The organism is Pseudomonas sp. YQ_6 (assembly GCF_043103245.1).
In the GTDB taxonomy this organism is placed as follows: domain Bacteria; phylum Pseudomonadota; class Gammaproteobacteria; order Pseudomonadales; family Pseudomonadaceae; genus Aquipseudomonas; species Aquipseudomonas alloputida.
The window spans coordinates 272,568-290,858 of the sequence record NZ_JBICJR010000026.1; the positions used below are offsets into that span (position 1 = coordinate 272,568).

General features: G+C 61.8%; 15 protein-coding genes, 2 tRNA genes and 1 pseudogene. 4 read left to right on the plus strand and 14 right to left on the minus strand.

Annotation, left to right across the window (positions count from 1 at the left end; translation table 11 throughout):
- Nucleotides 1–25 precede the first annotated feature (25 nt).
- The 4 genes from rpsR to rnr all read right to left on the minus strand — a co-directional run bounded on the left by rpsR (nt 26) and on the right by rnr (nt 4,316).
- Nucleotides 26–256: a 30S ribosomal protein S18 gene (gene rpsR, locus ACF8FG_RS07510; protein ID WP_003249563.1), complete on the minus strand. Its 231-nt coding sequence runs from the start codon at nt 254–256 to the stop codon at nt 26–28.
- Nucleotides 257–284: 28 nt separating this feature from the next.
- Nucleotides 285–710 carry a 30S ribosomal protein S6 gene (gene rpsF, locus ACF8FG_RS07515; RefSeq protein WP_003249557.1) on the minus strand — a complete coding sequence of 142 codons (426 nt, stop codon included), beginning with the start codon at nt 708–710 and terminating at the stop codon, nt 285–287.
- A 289-nt stretch (nt 711–999) separates the two neighbouring features.
- On the minus strand, nt 1,000–1,746 hold the full coding sequence (rlmB, locus tag ACF8FG_RS07520) for a 23S rRNA (guanosine(2251)-2'-O)-methyltransferase RlmB (protein ID WP_019437577.1): 747 nt from the start codon (nt 1,744–1,746) through the stop codon (nt 1,000–1,002).
- Nucleotides 1,743–4,316, minus strand: coding sequence for a ribonuclease R (gene rnr, locus ACF8FG_RS07525; protein WP_003249552.1), 2,574 nt, complete (start codon nt 4,314–4,316; stop codon nt 1,743–1,745). Before rnr ends, rlmB begins: the two co-directional genes overlap by 4 nt.
- Nucleotides 4,317–4,588: 272 nt before the next feature.
- Between rnr and ACF8FG_RS07530 the strand changes: the two genes are divergently transcribed.
- From ACF8FG_RS07530 to ACF8FG_RS07545, 4 genes are all read left to right on the plus strand, one after another.
- Nucleotides 4,589–4,675, plus strand: a tRNA-Leu gene (locus ACF8FG_RS07530).
- Nucleotides 4,676–4,763: 88 nt separating this feature from the next.
- Nucleotides 4,764–4,850, plus strand: a tRNA-Leu gene (locus ACF8FG_RS07535).
- 240 nt (nt 4,851–5,090) lie between these two features.
- The gene (locus tag ACF8FG_RS07540) at nt 5,091–6,104 is read left to right on the plus strand and encodes an extracellular solute-binding protein (RefSeq protein WP_003249550.1); all 1,014 of its coding nucleotides are present in this window, start codon (nt 5,091–5,093) and stop codon (nt 6,102–6,104) included.
- The gene (locus ACF8FG_RS07545) at nt 6,104–7,669 is read left to right on the plus strand and encodes an iron ABC transporter permease (RefSeq protein ID WP_003249548.1); all 1,566 of its coding nucleotides are present in this window, start codon (nt 6,104–6,106) and stop codon (nt 7,667–7,669) included. The genes ACF8FG_RS07540 and ACF8FG_RS07545 overlap by 1 nt, the downstream gene beginning before the upstream one ends.
- An 82-nt stretch (nt 7,670–7,751) precedes the next feature.
- Here the strand turns inward: ACF8FG_RS07545 and ACF8FG_RS07550 are convergent, their stop codons facing one another.
- From ACF8FG_RS07550 to miaA, 10 genes and pseudogenes are all read right to left on the minus strand, one after another.
- Entirely contained in the window at nt 7,752–8,219 is a 468-nt protein-coding gene (locus ACF8FG_RS07550; protein ID WP_014592590.1) for a DUF2867 domain-containing protein, read from the minus strand.
- Between the two features lie 174 nt (nt 8,220–8,393).
- Nucleotides 8,394–9,278, minus strand: a complete 885-nt coding sequence (locus tag ACF8FG_RS07555; protein ID WP_371923992.1) for a methyl-accepting chemotaxis protein — start codon at nt 9,276–9,278, stop codon at nt 8,394–8,396.
- A gap of 21 nt (nt 9,279–9,299) precedes the next feature.
- Nucleotides 9,300–9,992 (minus strand): annotated as a pseudogene (locus ACF8FG_RS07560) (methyl-accepting chemotaxis protein); the annotation flags it as partial.
- A gap of 673 nt (nt 9,993–10,665) precedes the next feature.
- Entirely contained in the window at nt 10,666–11,958 is a 1,293-nt protein-coding gene (locus ACF8FG_RS07565) for an adenylosuccinate synthase (protein ID WP_003249542.1), read from the minus strand.
- A 56-nt stretch (nt 11,959–12,014) separates the two neighbouring features.
- On the minus strand, nt 12,015–13,202 hold the full coding sequence (locus tag ACF8FG_RS07570; RefSeq protein WP_318078797.1) for an ATP phosphoribosyltransferase regulatory subunit: 1,188 nt from the start codon (nt 13,200–13,202) through the stop codon (nt 12,015–12,017).
- A gap of 301 nt (nt 13,203–13,503) precedes the next feature.
- Nucleotides 13,504–14,373, minus strand: a complete 870-nt coding sequence (gene hflC, locus ACF8FG_RS07575) for a protease modulator HflC (RefSeq protein WP_014592592.1) — start codon at nt 14,371–14,373, stop codon at nt 13,504–13,506.
- Entirely contained in the window at nt 14,373–15,554 is a 1,182-nt protein-coding gene (gene hflK, locus ACF8FG_RS07580) for an FtsH protease activity modulator HflK (protein ID WP_014592593.1), read from the minus strand. Before hflK ends, hflC begins: the two co-directional genes overlap by 1 nt.
- 96 nt (nt 15,555–15,650) lie before the next feature.
- Nucleotides 15,651–16,952 (minus strand): ribosome rescue GTPase HflX, encoded by a 1,302-nt coding sequence (gene hflX / locus ACF8FG_RS07585; RefSeq protein WP_012274456.1) that lies wholly within the window; start codon nt 16,950–16,952, stop codon nt 15,651–15,653.
- A gap of 12 nt (nt 16,953–16,964) precedes the next feature.
- On the minus strand, nt 16,965–17,225 hold the full coding sequence (hfq, locus tag ACF8FG_RS07590; protein WP_003249532.1) for an RNA chaperone Hfq: 261 nt from the start codon (nt 17,223–17,225) through the stop codon (nt 16,965–16,967).
- A 94-nt stretch (nt 17,226–17,319) separates the two neighbouring features.
- A complete protein-coding gene (gene miaA / locus ACF8FG_RS07595; RefSeq protein WP_014592594.1) occupies nt 17,320–18,291 on the minus strand; it encodes a tRNA (adenosine(37)-N6)-dimethylallyltransferase MiaA in 972 nt (323 codons plus the stop codon).

Sequence of the window (18,291 nt, forward strand, 5' to 3'; positions counted from 1 at the left end):
CTTACTGCTTGTCGACGACCCGGTCTCAGCGGCCGTGGCTGTCGGTGTAGGGCAGCAGGGCCAGGAAGCGGGCGCGCTTGATAGCGGTAGCCAGCTGACGCTGATAACGAGCTTTGGTACCGGTGATACGGCTTGGAACGATCTTGCCGGTTTCGGATACGTAAGCTTTCAGGGTGTTGAGATCTTTGAAGTCGATCTCTTTCACGTCTTCAGCAGTGAAGCGGCAGAATTTACGACGACGGAAGAAACGTGCCATTTAATAGGCTCCTCTAAAGGTCCGTGGATTACTCGTCAGCGTTATCGCTGGAGTCGCTGTCATTGCTGTCGTCGCCTTCGGCGGAGTCAGCATGCTCAGGACGCTCGCGACGCTCACGGCGCTCGCTGCGGTTCTCTTCAGCCTTCAGCATCTCGGACTGGCCGGTAACGGCTTCGTCGCGACGGATGACCAGGTTACGGATAACGGCATCGTTGTAGCGGAAGTTGTCTTCCAGCTCGGCCAGGGCCTTGCCGGTGCACTCAACGTTCAGCATCACGTAGTGAGCCTTGTGAACATTGTTGATTGCGTAGGCCAGTTGACGACGGCCCCAGTCTTCCAGGCGGTGGATTTTGCCACCATCTTCTTCGATCAGCTTGGTGTAACGCTCAACCATGCCGCCGACTTGTTCGCTCTGGTCCGGGTGAACCAGGAAGATGATTTCGTAATGACGCATGAATGCTCCTTACGGGTTAGTAGTCTGCCAGTGAATCTGGTCAGACAAGGAGTGAATGACACTGTATGTCTTGCACGGAGGGGAGGCACATGAGCGCCTGCCAGCTCGGCAAGGGGCGCAATTGTAGAGAAGCCGGGGCGCACAAGCAAGGTGATTGGTGAATATTTGAACAGCCTGAAACATATTCACAAGCTGCGGGCCCATTCGCGGGTGAACCCGCTCCTACAGGGGAACGCAATCACCCTGTAGGAGCGGGTTCACCCGCGAAGAGGCCGGAACAGGCTGAGAATCAGCGCTTGCCTTGACGCTGACGCACGGCTTCGAACAGGCAAACCCCGGTCGCCACCGACACGTTAAGACTGCTGACGCTACCCGCCATCGGCAACTTCACGAGGAAGTCGCAATGCTCACGGGTGAGCCGACGCATGCCCTTGCCTTCCGCCCCCATGATCATCACCAGCGGCCCGGTCAGATCCTGCTGGTAGATCTCCTGCTCGGCCTCGCCAGCGGTACCCACTACCCAAAGGCCACGCTGCTGCAACTTCTCAAGCGTACGCGCCAGATTGGTCACAGCCACCAGCGGAATGACTTCTGCCGCCCCACAAGCCACCTTTCGCACAACCGGCGTCAGCGTTGCGGATTTGTCCTTGGGCACGATCACTGCCGTGGCACCGGCCGCATCCGCGGTACGCAAACAAGCGCCGAGGTTGTGCGGGTCGGTCACGCCGTCCAGCACCAGGATCAGCGGCGGCGTTTCTGTGCGTTCAAGCAACTCTTCGAGCATCAACTCGCCCCACACCTGGCTCGGACTGACCTCGGCTACAACGCCTTGGTGCACGCCTTCGACCCAGGCATCCATCTCACGGCGCTCGGCCTGGCCGACCGGCACGCGGTTTTCCGCGGCCAGCGCCAGCAAGGTTTCGAGGCGTGGCTCACTGCGCCCTTCCGACAGCCAGATCTGCTTGACCCGCTTTGGATGGTGCTGCAGCAATGCCTGCACGGCGTGTACGCCGTAGATTTTTTCCAGCTGACTCATGAATTGCTCTTGTTTTTGCGTGGTGCGCCGGACTTCGGCGGGCCTTTACGGTGCTTGGTCGGTTTGCCGGACGGCTTGCCACCTTTCTCCGATTTGCTGCCAGCACTGCTGCGCGCGTCGGTCATCAGCGCTTTCTTCATCTCGCGGCTTTTACGCACTTCAGCATTACGCTGCACAGCATCCTTGGGGAAGTACGCTTCGGATGCTTCGCTCTTGCGGCTGCGCGGCTTGGGCGTGGCTTTCGCTTCGGTTGCCGGCTGCTGCTCGGCTTTTTCGGCAACCGGCGCGGCGCCACGCTGCTTGCGGCCGATCGGTGCGGCGAGGGTCTTTTCCGACACTTCGAAGTCGATCTTGCGCTCATCCAGATCGACACGCATGACCTTGACTTCGATGGTGTCGCCCAAGCGGAAGCTGCGACCGGTGCGCTCGCCGGCCAGGCGATGGTGTACCGGGTCGAAGTGGTAGTAGTCACCTGGCAACGCACTGACGTGCACCAGGCCCTCTACATAGATATCGGTCAGCTCGACGAACAGGCCGAAACCGGTCACCGCAGTGATCACACCCGGGAAGGTCTCGCCCACGCGGTCCTTCATGAACTCGCACTTGAGCCAGTTGACCACGTCACGGGTGGCTTCGTCGGCCCGGCGCTCGGTCATCGAGCACTGCTCGCCCAGTTGCTCCAGGGTGTTTTCGTCGTACGGGTAGATACGCGCCTTGGGGATGCTCATGGCGCCGGCACGCTTGACGTGCGGGGTATCGACCTTGGAGCGGATGATGCTGCGGATGGCGCGATGCACCAGCAGGTCCGGGTAACGACGGATCGGCGAGGTGAAGTGGGTGTACGCCTCGTAGTTCAGGCCGAAGTGGCCGTTGTTCTCGGTGCTGTATACGGCCTGGCTCAGCGAGCGCAGCATCACCGTCTGGATCAGGTGGAAGTCCGGGCGACCGGCGATGCTCGCCAGCAGGGCCTGGTAATCCTTCGGCGACGGGTCCTTGCCCTTGTGCAGGCTCAGGCCCAGCTCGCCGAGGAAGGCGCGCAGTTTTTCCAAGCGCTCCGGCGGCGGGCCGTCATGCACACGGTACAGGGCCGGTACGCCGTGCTTCTGCAGGAACTCGGCGGTGGCCACGTTGGCCGCCAGCATGCATTCCTCGATCAGCTTGTGGGCGTCGTTGCGCACGGTCGGGCGGATTTCGGCGATCTTGCGCTCGTCACCGAAGATGATGCGGGTTTCCTGGGTCTCGAAGTCGATTGCACCCCGGGTGTGACGCGCCTCCACCAGCACCTTGTACAGGTTGTACAGGTTCTTCAGGTCCGGCACGACCTCCTTGTACTCTTCGCGCAGCGCCTTGCCCTCACGGGTACGCGAGTGCTCGAGCATGCTGCTGACCTTGTTGTAGGTCAGACGGGCATGAGAGTGGATCACGCCTTCGTAGAACTGGTAGTCGACCATCTGGCCGGCTTTGTTCATGGTCATTTCACAGACCATGGCCAACCGGTCGACATGCGGGTTCAGCGAGCACAGGCCGTTGGACAGCTCTTCGGGGAGCATCGGCACCACGCGCTCGGGGAAGTACACCGAGTTGCCGCGCTGCTGGGCTTCGACATCCAGGGCAGAGCCCAGACGCACGTAGCTGGAGACGTCAGCGATGGCCACGTACAGGCGCCAGCCACCGGAGAACAGACGCAGCTTGCCCAGCGGTTCGCAATAAACGGCATCGTCGAAGTCGCGGGCGTCTTCACCGTCGATGGTGACGAACGGCAGATGGCGCAGGTCGACACGCTTCTCTTTGTCCTTCTCCTCGACTTCGGAGCGGAACTTGCGTGCCTCCTTGACCACATCATTGGGCCAGACGTGCGGAATATCGTAGCTGCGCAGGGCAACGTCGATTTCCATGCCCGGTGCCATGTAGTTGCCGATGACTTCGACCACATCGCCTTGCGGCTGGAAGCGCGGCGTTGGCCAATGGGTGATCTTGATCTCGACGAACTGGCCGATCTTGGCACCGCCGTTGCGCCCGGCGGTCACCAGCACTTCCTGCTGGATCTTCGGGTTGTCCGGGGTCACGTAGCCGATGCCGCCCTCTTCGAAATAGCGGCCAACCACGCTTTCGTGGGCACGGGAGATGACTTCGACCAGCACGCCTTCACGGCGGCCACGGCGGTCGACACCGGAGACGCGGGCCAAGCCGCGGTCGCCATCGAACACCAGTCGCATCTGCGACGGGCTGAGGAACAGGTCTTCGCTGCCGTCATCGGGAATAAGGAAGCCGAAGCCGTCGCGGTGGCCGGAGACGCGACCACAGATCAGGTCCAGCTTGTCTACCGGGGCATAAGTGCCGCGCCGGGTATAGATAAGCTGGCCATCGCGCTCCATGGCACGCAGGCGGCGGCGCAGGGCTTCGATCTGGTCTTCTTCATACAGACCGAACTCTTTTGCCAGCTCCTCGCGGGCAGCAGGTTCGCCTCGGTCGGCGAGACGCTGCAGGATCAGCTCACGGCTGGGAATGGGGTTGTCGTATTTTTCCGCTTCGCGAGCGGCCTCGGGATCGAGGGATTGCCAATCGGCCATCAGAAGGGGTTCACCTTGGGGTATATAGATAGGAATTCTGGCATAGGCGTATTGAAACCGGAAATGTCTGCCTTGGACAGCCCCCGCTGCAGTGCATAAACAGCAGAAATAGGCTTGTGGAATCAACAAGTTGAATTTTTTGAATTTTTTTTCGATTGGGGGCTTTACAGCCTTGGGGAGCGTCCGTATAGTGCGCACCACAACGACGGACAACCCCGAAGTTGTAGTAGAGATGAACGATGCTGTAAAGCATCAAGTAACCTCGAATGTGTGCCCAGGTGGCGGAATTGGTAGACGCGCTGGTTTCAGGTATCAGTGACCGCAAGGTCGTGGAAGTTCGAGTCTTCTCCTGGGCACCAAGTATTTTCAAGTAACAGATGACCAAGGATCTGTTACTACTGTGTGAAAGCGAACGATAGTCGCCTTCTGCAGATGATGTAAAGCTTTGCCCAGGTGGCGGAATTGGTAGACGCGCTGGTTTCAGGTATCAGTGACCGCAAGGTCGTGGAAGTTCGAGTCTTCTCCTGGGCACCATACAAAAACCCACTAGCTTGCTAGTGGGTTTTTTCTTGCCTGCGTTTTTTGTGCCCCCCCTCCCCGACACGCGCACGCTGTAGGAGCGGGTGCACCCGCGAAGAGGCCCGTACAGGCAACACACGCCCAGCCCCCTTGCACCATGGTCTGACCATGAATTTCTCGTCACCCGGCCACTTGAGAAACAATTTCGTTTACCATTGTTTCCAAATATGTAGCCGTAAGCGAGGAAGTACCCGCATGACGATCCGTCCGCAACCGCTGATGCGTACCCTGGCCGCCGCAGTGCTGAGCCTGGTCATCGGCGCTCCGGCCGCCATGGCAGACGCACCGGTCACGCTGACCATGTACAACGGTCAGCACAAGGAAATCGGCGAAGCCATTGCCAAGGCCTACGAGGCCAAGACCGGCATTCACATCGACATCCGCAAAGGCAGCAGCAACCAGCTGGCCAGCCAGATCATCGAGGAAGGTGATCGTTCGCCGGCCGACATCATCTACACCGAAGAATCCCCGCCCCTGAACAACCTGGGCGAGCTGGGCCTGCTGGCCAAGATTGACGACGCCACGTTGAACATGATGCCCAAGGAGTACGTTGGCGCCAACGGCACCTGGATGGGTATCACCGCCCGTACGCGCATCGTGGTGTACAACCCGAAGAAAGTCGACGAGAAAGACCTGCCGACCACGGTGATGGACTTCGCCAACCCTGAGTGGGAAGGCCGCGTCGGCTACGTACCCACCAGCGGTGCGTTCCAGGAGCAGGCCGTGGCCATTCTGAAGATGCACGGGCGCGAAGCCACCGAAGAATGGCTGACTGGCCTGAAAGCCTTCGGCAAGACCTACACCAACAACATGGTCGCCCTCAAAGCCGTGGAAAAAGGTGAAGTGGCTGCGGTATTGGTTAACAACTACTACTGGTACGCGCTTGAACGCGAACGCGGCAAGCTGGACACCAAGCTCTATTACCTGGCCGACGGCGATGCTGGCAACCTGGTCACTATCTCCGGCGCAGGCGTGGTCAAGGCGAGCAAACACCCGAAAGAAGCCCAGGCCCTGCTCAACTGGATGGCCAGCGAAGAAGGCCAGCGCGTGATCACCCAGACCACCGCCGAGTACCCGCTGCACAAGGGTATGGTTTCTGACCGCGGCCTGAAACCATTCGACGAGCTGCGCCCGCCGAAGATCTCGCCAGCTGACTTGGGCAATGCCGAGGAAGCCATCGAACTTGAGCGTGAGGTCGGCCTGCTCTGATGACTGCCGCCCTGTCCGAACCGGTGCCGGTACGCTTCGTACCGCGCCGCAAGCGCCCTTCCATCTGGGTAGTGCTGCCTGTGCTGTTCCTTGTGGCAATGAGCTTGCTGCCACTGGCTTATGTCGCCATCAAAGCCTGGGAGGCCGGCTGGCGCGAAGCCTTGCACCTGCTGTGGCGGCCCTTTGTCTGGGGGCTGATGCGCAACACCCTGATGCTGATGGTCGGGGTGACGCTGACCTGCATGGTGGTCGGCCTGGCACTGGCCTGGCTGCTGGAGCGCAGCAACCTGGCCGGCCGCCGGTTGTGGGGCGTGGTGCTGTGCCTGCCATTCGCCGTGCCGTCGTTCGTCAGCAGCTTCACCTGGGTGTCGCTGAGTTCGGACTTTGAAGGCCTGGGCGGCGCGATCATGGTCATGGCCCTATCCAAATACCCACTGGTGTTCCTGCCCGTTGCCGCGACCCTGCGCAACCTCGACACCTCGCTGGAGGAATCGGCACGCACCCTGGGTTGCAGCCGCTGGGGTGTGTTCAGCAAAGTCACCCTGCCACTGCTGTGGCCGTCGATGCTCGGCGGTGCGCTACTGATTGCCCTGCATATGCTGGTGGAGTTTGGCGCATTGTCGATCCTCGGCCTGCAAACCTTTACCACGGCGATCTACCAGCAGTTCGAACTGGAGTTCAGCAACGCGAACGCGGCCATGCTGTCTGCCGTGCTGCTGGCGATGTGCCTGGCAATGCTGTGGCTGGAACTGCGGGTGCGCGGCAAAGCCCGCCATGTACGTATCGGCCAGGGCGTAGCGCGTCGTGCGCAACCGGTGCGGCTGCGCGGCTGGGCGGTGCTGGCTCAACTGTTCTGCGTGGGCCTGGCGGTGCTGGGCAGCGGCATTCCGCTGGCGATGCTCGGTTACTGGCTGAGCGTGGGTTCGTCGGCGGCATTCCCGGTGGCGGCCATCTCGAAGGCGTTGTTCACCTCGCTGTCGGTGTCGCTGGGCGGTGCCGGCTTCTGTGTGCTGCTGGCTCTGCCTATCAGCTTCCTGGTGGTGCGCTACAAAGGCCGCCTGGCGATTTGGGCTGAGCGTCTGCCCTATCTGCTGCACGCCCTGCCCGGCCTGGTGATTGCCCTGACGTTGGTGTTCTTCGCCCTGCACTACGTGCCGGCGCTGTACCAGACCACGGCACTATTGCTGCTGGCCTATGCACTGCTGTTCCTGCCGCTGGCCCAGTCGCCGGTGCGCACCGCACTGAACAAGGCCTCACCAACGCTGGAAGAAGCTGCGCGCACCCTTGGCGCCAGTAGCTTTGCCGCATTCTGCCGGGTGACCTTGCCGATCATCTTCCCGGCCATGGCGGCAGCCTTTGCGCTGGTGTTCCTGGATGCCATGAAAGAGCTGACGGCTACCCTGCTGCTCAGCCCGACCGGCATGACCACCTTGGCCACCGAGGTGTGGGCACACACAGCCAACGTCGAGTTCGCGGCAGCGGCGCCTTATGCTGCGTTGCTGATCGTGGTGTCGGGGTTGCCGGTTTACTTGCTGACTACGCGGATGTATCTGAACAAGGCATGAACTTCTTCGCGGGTTTGCCCGCTTCCACAAGCACAGCGCCGTACTCAGGACCTGCGCTGTACCTGTGGGGGCTTGCCGGCCATCAGATGTTACGCAGCATGCGCCGCACAATTGGCCCATGGGCCTTGCCGACCGGCAACATGTAAAGCCGGCCGAAGGTGTTGAAGCACTGCACCGAGGTGGTCACGCTCAAGCGCTGACACCCCTCCCCCTGATCATCTAGATCCACACTCACCATTACAGCCAGGTGCGTATCACGCGAGGTCAGGACCAGTTGCTGGTCGCTGATGGCCTCGACCCTGAAAAAGTCCAGATGCTCACCCACTACCGGCACCCGCTCGGGGCTACGCGATGAGAAACCGTGAATGGCAGTGACGTTGAAGCGCCGCGAGATGAAGTCGCGCAAGCGGAACGCCTGGGCCAGCCAGCCGGGGACATCCGAGGTCATCGCACAGTAGGCTTGAAGCGCGGTCATGGTTGCAGCGATGTGCACGCTGTCGCAATGAAGAAAATCCAGCTCGGCCGGGGCGGCGACTAGTTGGGCAGACATGAACAACTCCCTTTGCCATGTGTCGTCGCCATCATAGCAACAGCGCCCTCTGTAGGAGCGGCCTTGTGTCGCGATGGGCTGCGAGGCAGCCCCTGGGTATTGGCGACAACCTATGAATTGCCGGGGCTACTTTGCAGCCCATCGCGACACAAAGCCGCTCCTACAAGAACCGGGTCAGGCCCTGAACTGGCCCAGGCTGGCTCGCAGCTGCGCTGCCAGTTCATCCAGCACCTTGCTGCTGGCCGTAGTCTGCATCACCACCTCGGCCGAGCGCTCGGCCTGGGCATGAATGGTTTCTACCCGCCCACGCACCGCCTGCGCACCGCTCGCCTGCTGTTCGGCCGCCCGCGTTGCCAGGCCTATGGCCGCATGCACCTGTTCCACGGCCGCCTGCACCGACTGCTGGCGGCGTTCGTTGTCACGCAGCACCAGCAAGCCTTCGCTAGCCTTGAGCCCAGCCTGGCTGATAGTGGCCACGGCTTCCTTGGCGCCCTTCTGCAACGCAGCGATATGGGCCTGGATATCCCCGGTGGAGCTCTGCGTCTTGCTCGCCAGTGCGCGCACCTCGTCGGCCACCACGGCAAAGCCGCGCCCGGTTTCGCCAGCACGGGCCGCCTCGATGGCGGCGTTCAAGGCCAACAGGTTGGTCTGCTCGGCGATACCGTGGATCACCGTCAGCACCACTTCGATCTGCTCGCTCTGCTTGGCCAGGCGCTCGATCACCTGGGAGCCGGCATCCACCTGCCCAGCCAGGTTCTCGATCAAACCGGCAAGCTGGGTCGAGGTGCGGCTGTTTTCATCGGTCGCCTGGCGGATATCCACCACTTGCTGCAACGCCGCCTGCATCGCATGACTTTCGGCTTGTGCTTCATCAGCCATGCTCGACAGGTCGCGCAGGCTGGCGGCCACTTCATCGCGCTGCAATGCGGCGGCAGCATCTGCGCCGGCGTTGCGCTGGGCCATCGCGCCAATCTCCACACCCGTGCGCTGCGCCACCTCGCCGGCTTCGCGCACAATCGGCTGCAACTTGTCGACAAAGCGGTTCACTGCCGAGGCCATGTCGCCGATTTCATCTCGGCTGTCGAGCGGCACGCGCTTGGTCAAGTCACCTTCGCCGGCCGCCAGGTCATCGAGGGCGGCAATCAACAGGCGTAGCTTGCTCAGTACCCGGCGGCCTAGCACCAGTGCCACCACCACCAGCATCCCTAGGCCGACCAGCACCAGGCCCAGACCGATACGCCAGCGCAGCTCTGCAGCGGCATCGCGCACGGTTTGCGCGGTATTGGCCTGCATGGCGGCAGCACTGCCCTGCGCCTTCTCCAGGCGCTCACGCAGGGTCTTGCCGCTATCAGCAGCAGCTCCGACCAGGCTGTCGCCAACCAACTGCTCTCCGCTAGCGATCAGCGCCGCGAAGCGCTGGTCCAGCGCCTTTAGCTCATGGTCGATGCCGGCAGTGGAAACCCCCATCACCACCTTACCGATTTCCGTGCCATTGGGGCTGATCGAGGCTTCGACGAAGTACACCGCCGGGTCACGCCGGGCAGCATCAATCACCTTGTCCAGCGCACGCTCGCCCTGACCCTTTTCCATCAAGGCCTGGTTGATCGGGTTTTGCCGGTTGAGGTAGCGAGTCAGGTGCTGACCCTGAGCGTCGTCGTACACCACGAACAGCACGCTCGGATTGCGCTGCGCGCGTCGTGCGAAATCCGAGAGCACTGGCACATCGTTGTCCCAGATCGCCCGCGGTGCAACCGAAGCCAGCAACTCGGCCATGTCGTTGGCGGAGTCCTTGAGGTTCTTTTCCAAGGTGCTGCGCAGTTGCTGCTGTTCGCTTTGCAGGCGCTCCGACAACCCTGCGCTCAGGCGCTGGCGGGTACTGCTGGACAGGCCGTCGAGCCCAGAGCGCACATCTTGCCCGGCTTGCTCCAGATCGCTTGCGAGTTGGCGGCTGTCATTACCCAGCCGTTCGCCAAGGTCGGCCTCCAGGGCGGTGACCGTGCTTCGGGTGAGCGCAACGGCAACCAGCACCTGCACCAAAAGAGCGATACCAAGGGCAACAAACACAGGCCGCAAGAGGCGGCTTCGTAACAGTGAGAGGATGGCAGACACGGTGTAACCCTCGTGTTTTCTGGCGCCACTATTTTGATGGCATCTACAGAAACTTCTTACAGCAAGGGTTGTGCCGTAGGCAGCAGGGAAATGCGCCAAGGTCTAGCAATGGGGTTTCGTGTGCCGGCCCATTCGCGGGTAAACCCGCTCCTACAACGGCCCTCCCCCCACCGCCGTTGTGTGCCCCACACCCAGTGTAGGAGCGGGTTTACCCGCGAATACGGTAGCGGCGGCAACGGTGGATTGCCGGTGGATATTGGCCAGCACAGACATGCCCACAAATGAAAACGCCGCGGCCCTTCTCAGGGCCGCGGCGTCAGATCAGCTGGAGGGCAGATCAGGCGAACGGGTGACGCAGCACGATGGTCTCGTTGCGGTCCGGGCCGGTCGAAATGATGTCGATCGGCGCGCCAACCAGCTCTTCGATGCGCTTGATGTAGTCACGCGCAGCTTGCGGCAGCTCTTCCAGGGTTTTCACACCCAGAGTCGACTCGCTCCAGCCTGGCATCTCTTCGTACACCGGCTCAAGGCCAATGTAGCTGTCGGCATCGGAAGGCGCGTCGATGACGGCACCGTTCTCGTTCTTGTAGCCAACGCAGATGTTGATGGTTTCCAGGCCATCCAGTACGTCCAGCTTGGTCAGGCAGATGCCCGAGATGCTGTTGACGTCGATGGCGCGACGCAGGATCACGGCATCGAACCAGCCGCAGCGACGGGCACGGCCGGTGGTGGAGCCGAACTCGTGGCCACGCTTGGCCAAGGTAGCACCTGTCTCGTCGAACAGTTCGGTCGGGAACGGACCGGAACCCACGCGAGTGGTGTAGGCCTTGGTGATGCCGAGGATGTAGTCGAGGTACATCGGGCCGACGCCGGAGCCGGTGGAAATACCGCCAGCAGTGGTGTTGGAGCTGGTGACGTACGGGTAGGTGCCGTGGTCGATGTCCAGCAGCGAGCCCTGGGCGCCTTCGAACATGATGTCCTTGCCGGCGCGACGCAGATTGTGCAGCTCAGCGGTGACGTCGAGCATCATCGGCTTGAGCTGTTCGGCGTAAGCCATGCACTCGTCCAGCGTCTGCTGGAAGTCGATGGCTGGCTCTTTGTAGTAGTTCACCAGCTGGAAGTTGTGGTAGTCCAGCAGCTCACCCAGCTTGGCGGCGAAACGCTCGCGGTGGAACAGATCGCCCACACGCAGGCCGCGGCGGGCAACCTTGTCTTCGTAGGCTGGGCCGATACCACGGCCGGTGGTGCCAATCTTGGCTTCGCCACGGGCTTTTTCGCGGGCCTGATCCAGGGCCACATGGTACGACAGGATCAGCGGCGCAGCCGGGGAAATGCGCAGGCGCTCGCGCACCGGTACGCCTTTTTCTTCCAGCTTGGTGATTTCACGCATCAGTGCATCCGGGGCAACGACCACGCCGTTACCGATCAGGCACTGTACGCCTTCACGCAGGATGCCGGATGGAATCAGGTGCAGAACGGTCTTTTCACCGTTGATCACCAGGGTGTGACCCGCATTGTGGCCACCCTGGTAGCGCACTACGGCGGCAGCATGTTCGGTCAGCAGATCGACGATCTTGCCTTTGCCCTCATCACCCCACTGGGTGCCCAGGACGACGACATTCTTACCCATTACATTGGTCCTCATTCACGCAAACTTGGTTGCCGGCCTGTTGCCGACGCAGAAACTCACTGGGCCAGCGGCAGAACCTGCCAGCGCCCGTCTTGCTGAATCAATTGCCGATCACAATCCGCCTCGAGAGCAGCACTCAACGGCTGGCCAGGCAATGCCTGGACCACACGCTGGCCCTCGTTGCGCAACTGGCAGACTTGCTGCCAGAGGGCCGCGTCGCCACTGTCCGGCATCCAGATGCCGCCAGTTGGCAATACGACCTCCGCTCGCCCCAGTGTGACCAGGGTCTTCAAATCCGTGGAGAAGCCGGTAGCCGGGCGTGCCCGGCCAAAGTCGGCGCCGATATCGTCGTAGCGACCGCCCTGGGCGATCGATTGGCCTTCGCCTGGCACGAACACGGCGAACACCACGCCCGTGTGGTAGTGGTAACCCCGCAGCTCGCCGAGGTCGAAGTACAGCGGCAGGTCCGGGTAGCGCGACGCCAGGCGATCAGCGATTGCCAGCAGGTCGTCCAGCGCCGCCAGCACGCTGGCCGGGGCGCGACCGAGGCGCACGCGGGCTTCAGCCAGTACTTCACGACCACCGCATAGCTCGACCAGAGCGCGCAGCATGCTGCCCAGGTCTTTCGGCAGGTCGGCGGTCAGCGCCTGCACTTCATCGACAGCCTTGCGTTGCATGGCGTCGAACAACTGCTGTTCGACCGAGCCAGACAGGCCGGCGGCACGGGCCAGGCCGCGGTAAATACCGACGTGGCCCAGGTCCATGTGCACATCCGGCACATCGGCCAGTTGCAGCGTGGCGAGCATCAGGCTGATGACTTCGACGTCGCTGGTAGGGCTGGCATCGCCGTACAGTTCGGCACCCAGCTGGATCGGGCTGCGCGAGGTGGACAGGGCACGCGGCTGGGCGTGCAGCACGCTGCCGGCATAGCACAGGCGGCTCGGGCCCTCACGGCGCAGTGTGTGCGCATCGATACGCGCTACCTGCGGGGTGAAGTCGGCGCGGAAGCCCATCAGGCGGCCGGACTGCGGGTCCACTACCTTGAAGGTGCGCTGATCCAGGTCCTGGCCGGCGCCGGTAAGCAGCGACTCCAGGTACTCGATATGCGGGGTGACGACCAGTTCGTAGCCCCAACTCTGGAACAGGTCCAACACCTGGCGGCGCGCGATCTCGATGCGCGCAGCCTCAGGTGGCAGTACTTCCTCGATGCCATCTGGCAGCAGCCAGCGGTCTACCGTTGCCATTACGCCATTTCCCCTCTGGTCCGGGCGGCTTGCCAGCAGGCAAACCGTCAGAAAAGCCGGTATCGCGCACAGCAGCGGGCAGCACTGATCCCAGCGCAGCCACCGTACCCGACACCCTCAAATTGCCTTGCGAGCTGACCAAACTGTCAACCGGCGCTGAGCCAATCAACCTTGCAGACGCAAAAAAGCCGGGAAATTTCCCGGCTGCCTCATCATACACCCCTTTTCATTCAGGATGCACCCCGCCTGGTGCATTAGCTGCCAGGCGGGGTGCCGCTGCATGAAAATCAGGGCCTGAGCATCAAGGCCTGCTCTTGTCCAGGTAACGGAAGAATTCGTTCTTCGGGTCCAGGACCATCACGTCGCTCTTGCTCGAGAAGCTCTCGCGGTATGCCTGCAGACTACGGTGGAACGCATAGAAATCAGCGTCCTGGCTGTAGGCCTTGGCATAGATAGCAGCCGCTTGGGCATCACCATCACCACGGGTTTCTTCCGCTTCGCGATAAGCCTCGGCCAGCAGCACACGGCGCTGACGGTCGGCATCGGCACGGATACCTTCAGCCAGCTCGTTACCCTTGGCACGGTGCTCGCGGGCTTCACGCTCACGCTCGGTGCTCATGCGGTCGAACACGCTGCGGTTGACTTCCTTCGGCAGGTCGATGGCCTTGACGCGCACGTCGACCACCTCGATGCCCAGTTCCTTGCTCGCCATGCGGTTCAGCGATGCAGTGATGTCAGCCATCAGCGCGTCACGTTCACCGGAAACCACTTCGTGCAGGGTCCGTTTACCGAACTGGTCGCGCAGGCCACTTTCCAGACGACGCGACAGACGCTCGTCGGCGATCTGCTTCATGCCGGACGTGGCGGTGTAGAAGCGTTCAGCGTCCTTGACACGCCACTTGGCATAGGCGTCGACCATCACCGCTTTCTTTTCCAGGGTCAGGAACCGCTGGGTCGGAGCGTCGAGGGTCATCAGTCGGGCGTCGAACCTGCGCACCTGGTTAACGTATGGAATCTTCACGTGCAAGCCTGGCTGAACATCCGCCTCGACCACCTTACCGAAGCGCAGCAGTACCGCACGCTCGGTCTGGGACACGATGTAGAAGCTGTTCCAGGCCACGATGGCCAGGACCACGGCGGCGATCAGGGCGATCAGCGATCTATTGCTCATCAGCGGCTCTCCCTAGTACGCAGCGGCTGCTGTTGCTGTTGCATGTCCTGCGCGGCACGGGCGGCCGCATCGTTAGCCGATGGCGACGCGCTGGTGGTTGGCATGGACGGCTTGCGGCTGCCTTCGACCATCTTGTCCAGTGGCAGGTAGAGCAGGTTGCTCTGCCCGTCCTTGGTTGCCACCATGACCTTGCTCGAGTTGCTGTAGACCTCTTGCATGGTCTCCAGATACAGACGCTCACGGGTTACGTCAGGTGCCTTGCGGTACTCGGCAAGCAGCTTGGTGAAGCGGTCTGCCTCACCCTTGGCGCGAGCGATGACTTCATCGCGGTAACCATTGGCGTCCTCGATGATGCGCTGGGCCTGACCACGGGCTTCCGGCACCACGCCATTGGCATAGGACTCGGCCTGGTTGCGGGCACGCTGCTCGTCTTCGCGGGCGCGGATCACGTCGTCGAAGGCTTCCTGCACTTCACGCGGGGCTGCCGCGCTCTGTACGTTCACCTGGGTAACGGTGATACCGGTACGGTAGGTGTCGAGGAAGCGCTGCAGGCGTTCGCGGATATCCACGGCCATCTGCTCACGACCCTCGGTCAACACCTGGTCCATCGAAGTGGAACCCACCACGTGACGCAGTGCACTCTCGGTCGCGTGCTGCAAGCTCACCTCAGGCTGGTCGACGTTGAGCACGAAGTCCTGCAGGTTGCTGATCTTGTACTGGACGGTCAGCGGCACCTCGACGATGTTCTCGTCTTCGGTCAGCATCTGGCCCTGCTTGGTGTAGGCACGCTCACGCGTGACGTTTTCCATGTACTTGCGATCAAGCGGCGGGAAGTAGATGTTCAGGCCGGGACCGACCGTCTCATAGTACTTGCCGAGGCGCAGCACAACCGCCTGCTCCTGCTCGTCGACCACATACACGGCGCTGTACAGCCAGATTGCAGCCAGCACCGCCAGGCCGATGCCCAGCAGGCCCAGGCCACCGCCCTTGCCGACATTGCGATCACCGCCGCCACGTTTCTTGCTGCCGCCGAACATGCCATTCAGGCTGTCCTGCAGTTTGCGGAAGGCCTCGTCCAGATCCGGTGGACCTTTCTTGTCACCACCGCCGCCACCGCCACCACGGCGGCCGCCCCAGGGATCCTGATTGTTCGAGTTGCCACCCGGCTCGTTCCAAGCCATAGCGCTCTCCATCTGATAAAGCAAAGACGCGCCCACGGCGCGCCGTCCAATGCTACAGAATGCCTGTCACTGCTGCCCGGCGACCTCGACGAGCATTTATTGCAAAGTGTGTTGCTCGACAAACACTTGCGGCTCCATGCCTTCGCGGCTGACCAGGCGATTCAGTTCGACCATGGGCAGTCGCACGCTCAGCAGGCTGCGCCCTTCTTCATCATGCTCTTCACTCTGCACGGCACCCAAGGCAAAGAATTGCGCGCGCAAGCGGGCAAAACGCTGCTCCAGGCACAGGGTACCGACAAACAGATCATCCCCCAGCAACTCGGCAACCGCCTGGCCAACCAGCTCCAGGCCACGCCCATCGCGTGCCGATACCCAGACCCGTTCCGGCTTGCCATCGGCATTGCGCTGGATCTGTGGCTCGACATCTTCGAGCAAGTCGAGTTTGTTGTACACCTCCAGGATCGGCAACCCCTCGGCACCGATCTCGCCCAACACCGCCAGCACCTGCTCGATCTGCTCCATGCGCTCAGGCTCATGGGCGTCGATCACATGCAGCAACAGGTCGGAGTTGCTCGACTCTTCGAGCGTAGCCCGAAATGCCTCGACCAGCTTGTGCGGCAGGTGGCGAATGAAGCCTACGGTGTCGGCCAGCACGATCGGCCCCAGGTCGTTGAGCTCGAGCCGGCGCAGGGTCGGGTCGAGGGTGGCGAACAGCTGGTCCGCGGCATACACCTCGGATTCGGTCAGGGCGTTGAACAGCGTGGACTTGCCGGCGTTGGTATAACCCACCAGCGACACCGAGGGGATATCCGCGCGCTTGCGCCCGCGACGCGCCTGCTCACGCTGGCTGCGCACTTTCTCCAGGCGTGACTTGATCTGGCGTATACGCACCCGCAACAGGCGGCGGTCGGTTTCCAGCTGGGTTTCACCCGGGCCGCGCAGGCCGATACCACCTTTTTGTCGCTCAAGGTGAGTCCAGCCGCGCACCAGCCGCGTGCTCATGTGCTCCAGCTGGGCCAATTCGACCTGCAGCTTGCCTTCATGGGTACGCGCCCGTTGGGCGAAGATATCGAGGATCAGCCCGGTACGGTCGAGCACACGACACTCGAACACACGTTCAAGGTTGCGCTCCTGACTGGGCGTGAGGGTGTGATTGAAAATCACCAGGTCTACCTGTTCGGCATGGACCAGGTCGTGCAGCTCTTCGACCTTGCCGCTGCCAATCAGGTATTTGGCGGAAGGCTGATGCCTTGTCACCGTGACCAGCGAGACGATGTCGGCACCGGCCGACAATGCCAACTCCTGAAACTCCTGCGGGTCTTCGCGCGCCTCAGGGTTCTGACCTTCCAAGTGAACGAGCAATGCCCGCTCACCACCACCGTGGCGCTCAAAGAACAATGCAGGCTCCTATCAGGCGTTGCCTGGCTCGCTGTCGCCGTGCTCGCTGTCGGTCGGGCTTGGCAGGCGGACCGGACGGGCCGGAACTACGGTCGAGATGGCGTGCTTGTAGACCATCTGGCTGACGGTGTTCTTCAGCAATACCACGAACTGGTCGAACGATTCGATCGAACCCTGCAGTTTGATACCGTTGACCAGGTAAATGGATACCGGGACCTTTTCTTTTCTCAAGGTGTTCAAGTAAGGGTCTTGTAGCGAATGCCCTTTTGACATATGCCGCACTCCTGTAAGGATAAATAATAGAAAATCAATAAAATCGATAAATTAGGCCGCCCCTTCGCAAGAATAGACGGCAATCAGCAGGGACTCAGCTCAATATGGAGATGGCCCCAAGGTATTTCAAGGTGCGGGACAGATTGTCGCAGGCCAGGCTGTCAAGCCAGTGCACTTCAGGCCAGCCACGCAACCAGGTGAACTGCCGCTTGGCCAGCTGCCGGGTAGCAATGATACCGCGTTCACGCATCTCATTCTCAGTCAGCTTGCCATCCAGGTAATCCCAGACTTGCCGATACCCCACTGCCCGTATAGACGGCAGCCCGGCGTGCAAGTCACTTCTGGCTCGCAGCGATCGGACCTCGTCAACGAAGCCCTGTTCCAGCATCTGCGAAAATCGTAACGCAATTCGCTGATGCAAAATGTGACGATCTGTAGGAGCAATCGCCAAGCTGGCGACAGTATAGGGCAAATGTCCGCCGGCGCCTGCGTCTGCGCCGCGACTTTCCGCGAATTGACGCCGACGATGAACTGTCATGCTCTCGCCGCTCACCCGGTACACCTCCAACGCCCGGATCAGCCGCTGCGGGTCATTGGGGTGGATACGTGCCGCGGACTCCGGGTCGACTTCGGCCAACTGGCGGTGCAGTTCGGCCAGGCCCAGGGCTTCAGCCTGCGCTTCCAGCTCGGCGCGCACCGCCGCATCGGCGGCCGGCATGTCGGCCAGGCCATCGATCAACGCCTTGTAATAGAGCATGGTGCCGCCGACCAGCAGCGGGATCTTGCCGCGCGCGGTGATCTCGGCCATGGCCCCCAGGGCGTCAGTACGGAACTGCGCTGCCGAATAGCTCTCGGCCGGGTCGCGAATATCGATCAGCCGGTGCGGGTGGGCGGCGAGGATTTCTTTCGACGGCTTGGCCGAACCGATGTCCATGCCGCGGTAGACAAGTGCCGAATCGACGCTGATCAGTTCACACGGCAGCACTGTGGTCAGTTCGATGGCAAGGTCGGTCTTGCCGGCCGCCGTCGGACCCATCAGGAATATTGCAGGGGGCTTGCCGCTCAT

What these genes read in the sequence shown, in the direction of transcription:
- rlmB (WP_019437577.1), bottom strand. Translation starts at nt 1,746, where the DNA reads ATGAGTCAGCTGGAAAAAATCTACGGCGTACACGCCGTGCAGGCATTG.
- hfq (WP_003249532.1), bottom strand. Translation starts at nt 17,225, where the DNA reads ATGTCAAAAGGGCATTCGCTACAAGACCCTTACTTGAACACCTTGAGA.
- hflK (WP_014592593.1), bottom strand. Translation starts at nt 15,554, where the DNA reads ATGGCTTGGAACGAGCCGGGTGGCAACTCGAACAATCAGGATCCCTGG.
- ACF8FG_RS07545 (WP_003249548.1), top strand. Translation starts at nt 6,104, where the DNA reads ATGACTGCCGCCCTGTCCGAACCGGTGCCGGTACGCTTCGTACCGCGC.
- ACF8FG_RS07540 (WP_003249550.1), top strand. Translation starts at nt 5,091, where the DNA reads ATGACGATCCGTCCGCAACCGCTGATGCGTACCCTGGCCGCCGCAGTG.
- ACF8FG_RS07565 (WP_003249542.1), bottom strand. Translation starts at nt 11,958, where the DNA reads ATGGGTAAGAATGTCGTCGTCCTGGGCACCCAGTGGGGTGATGAGGGC.
- rpsF (WP_003249557.1), bottom strand. Translation starts at nt 710, where the DNA reads ATGCGTCATTACGAAATCATCTTCCTGGTTCACCCGGACCAGAGCGAA.
- ACF8FG_RS07550 (WP_014592590.1), bottom strand. Translation starts at nt 8,219, where the DNA reads ATGTCTGCCCAACTAGTCGCCGCCCCGGCCGAGCTGGATTTTCTTCAT.
- rpsR (WP_003249563.1), bottom strand. Translation starts at nt 256, where the DNA reads ATGGCACGTTTCTTCCGTCGTCGTAAATTCTGCCGCTTCACTGCTGAA.
- ACF8FG_RS07570 (WP_318078797.1), bottom strand. Translation starts at nt 13,202, where the DNA reads ATGGCAACGGTAGACCGCTGGCTGCTGCCAGATGGCATCGAGGAAGTA.
- rnr (WP_003249552.1), bottom strand. Translation starts at nt 4,316, where the DNA reads ATGGCCGATTGGCAATCCCTCGATCCCGAGGCCGCTCGCGAAGCGGAA.
- miaA (WP_014592594.1), bottom strand. Translation starts at nt 18,291, where the DNA reads ATGAGCGGCAAGCCCCCTGCAATATTCCTGATGGGTCCGACGGCGGCC.
- ACF8FG_RS07555 (WP_371923992.1), bottom strand. Translation starts at nt 9,278, where the DNA reads ATGGCCTCGGCAGTGAACCGCTTTGTCGACAAGTTGCAGCCGATTGTG.
- hflC (WP_014592592.1), bottom strand. Translation starts at nt 14,373, where the DNA reads ATGAGCAATAGATCGCTGATCGCCCTGATCGCCGCCGTGGTCCTGGCC.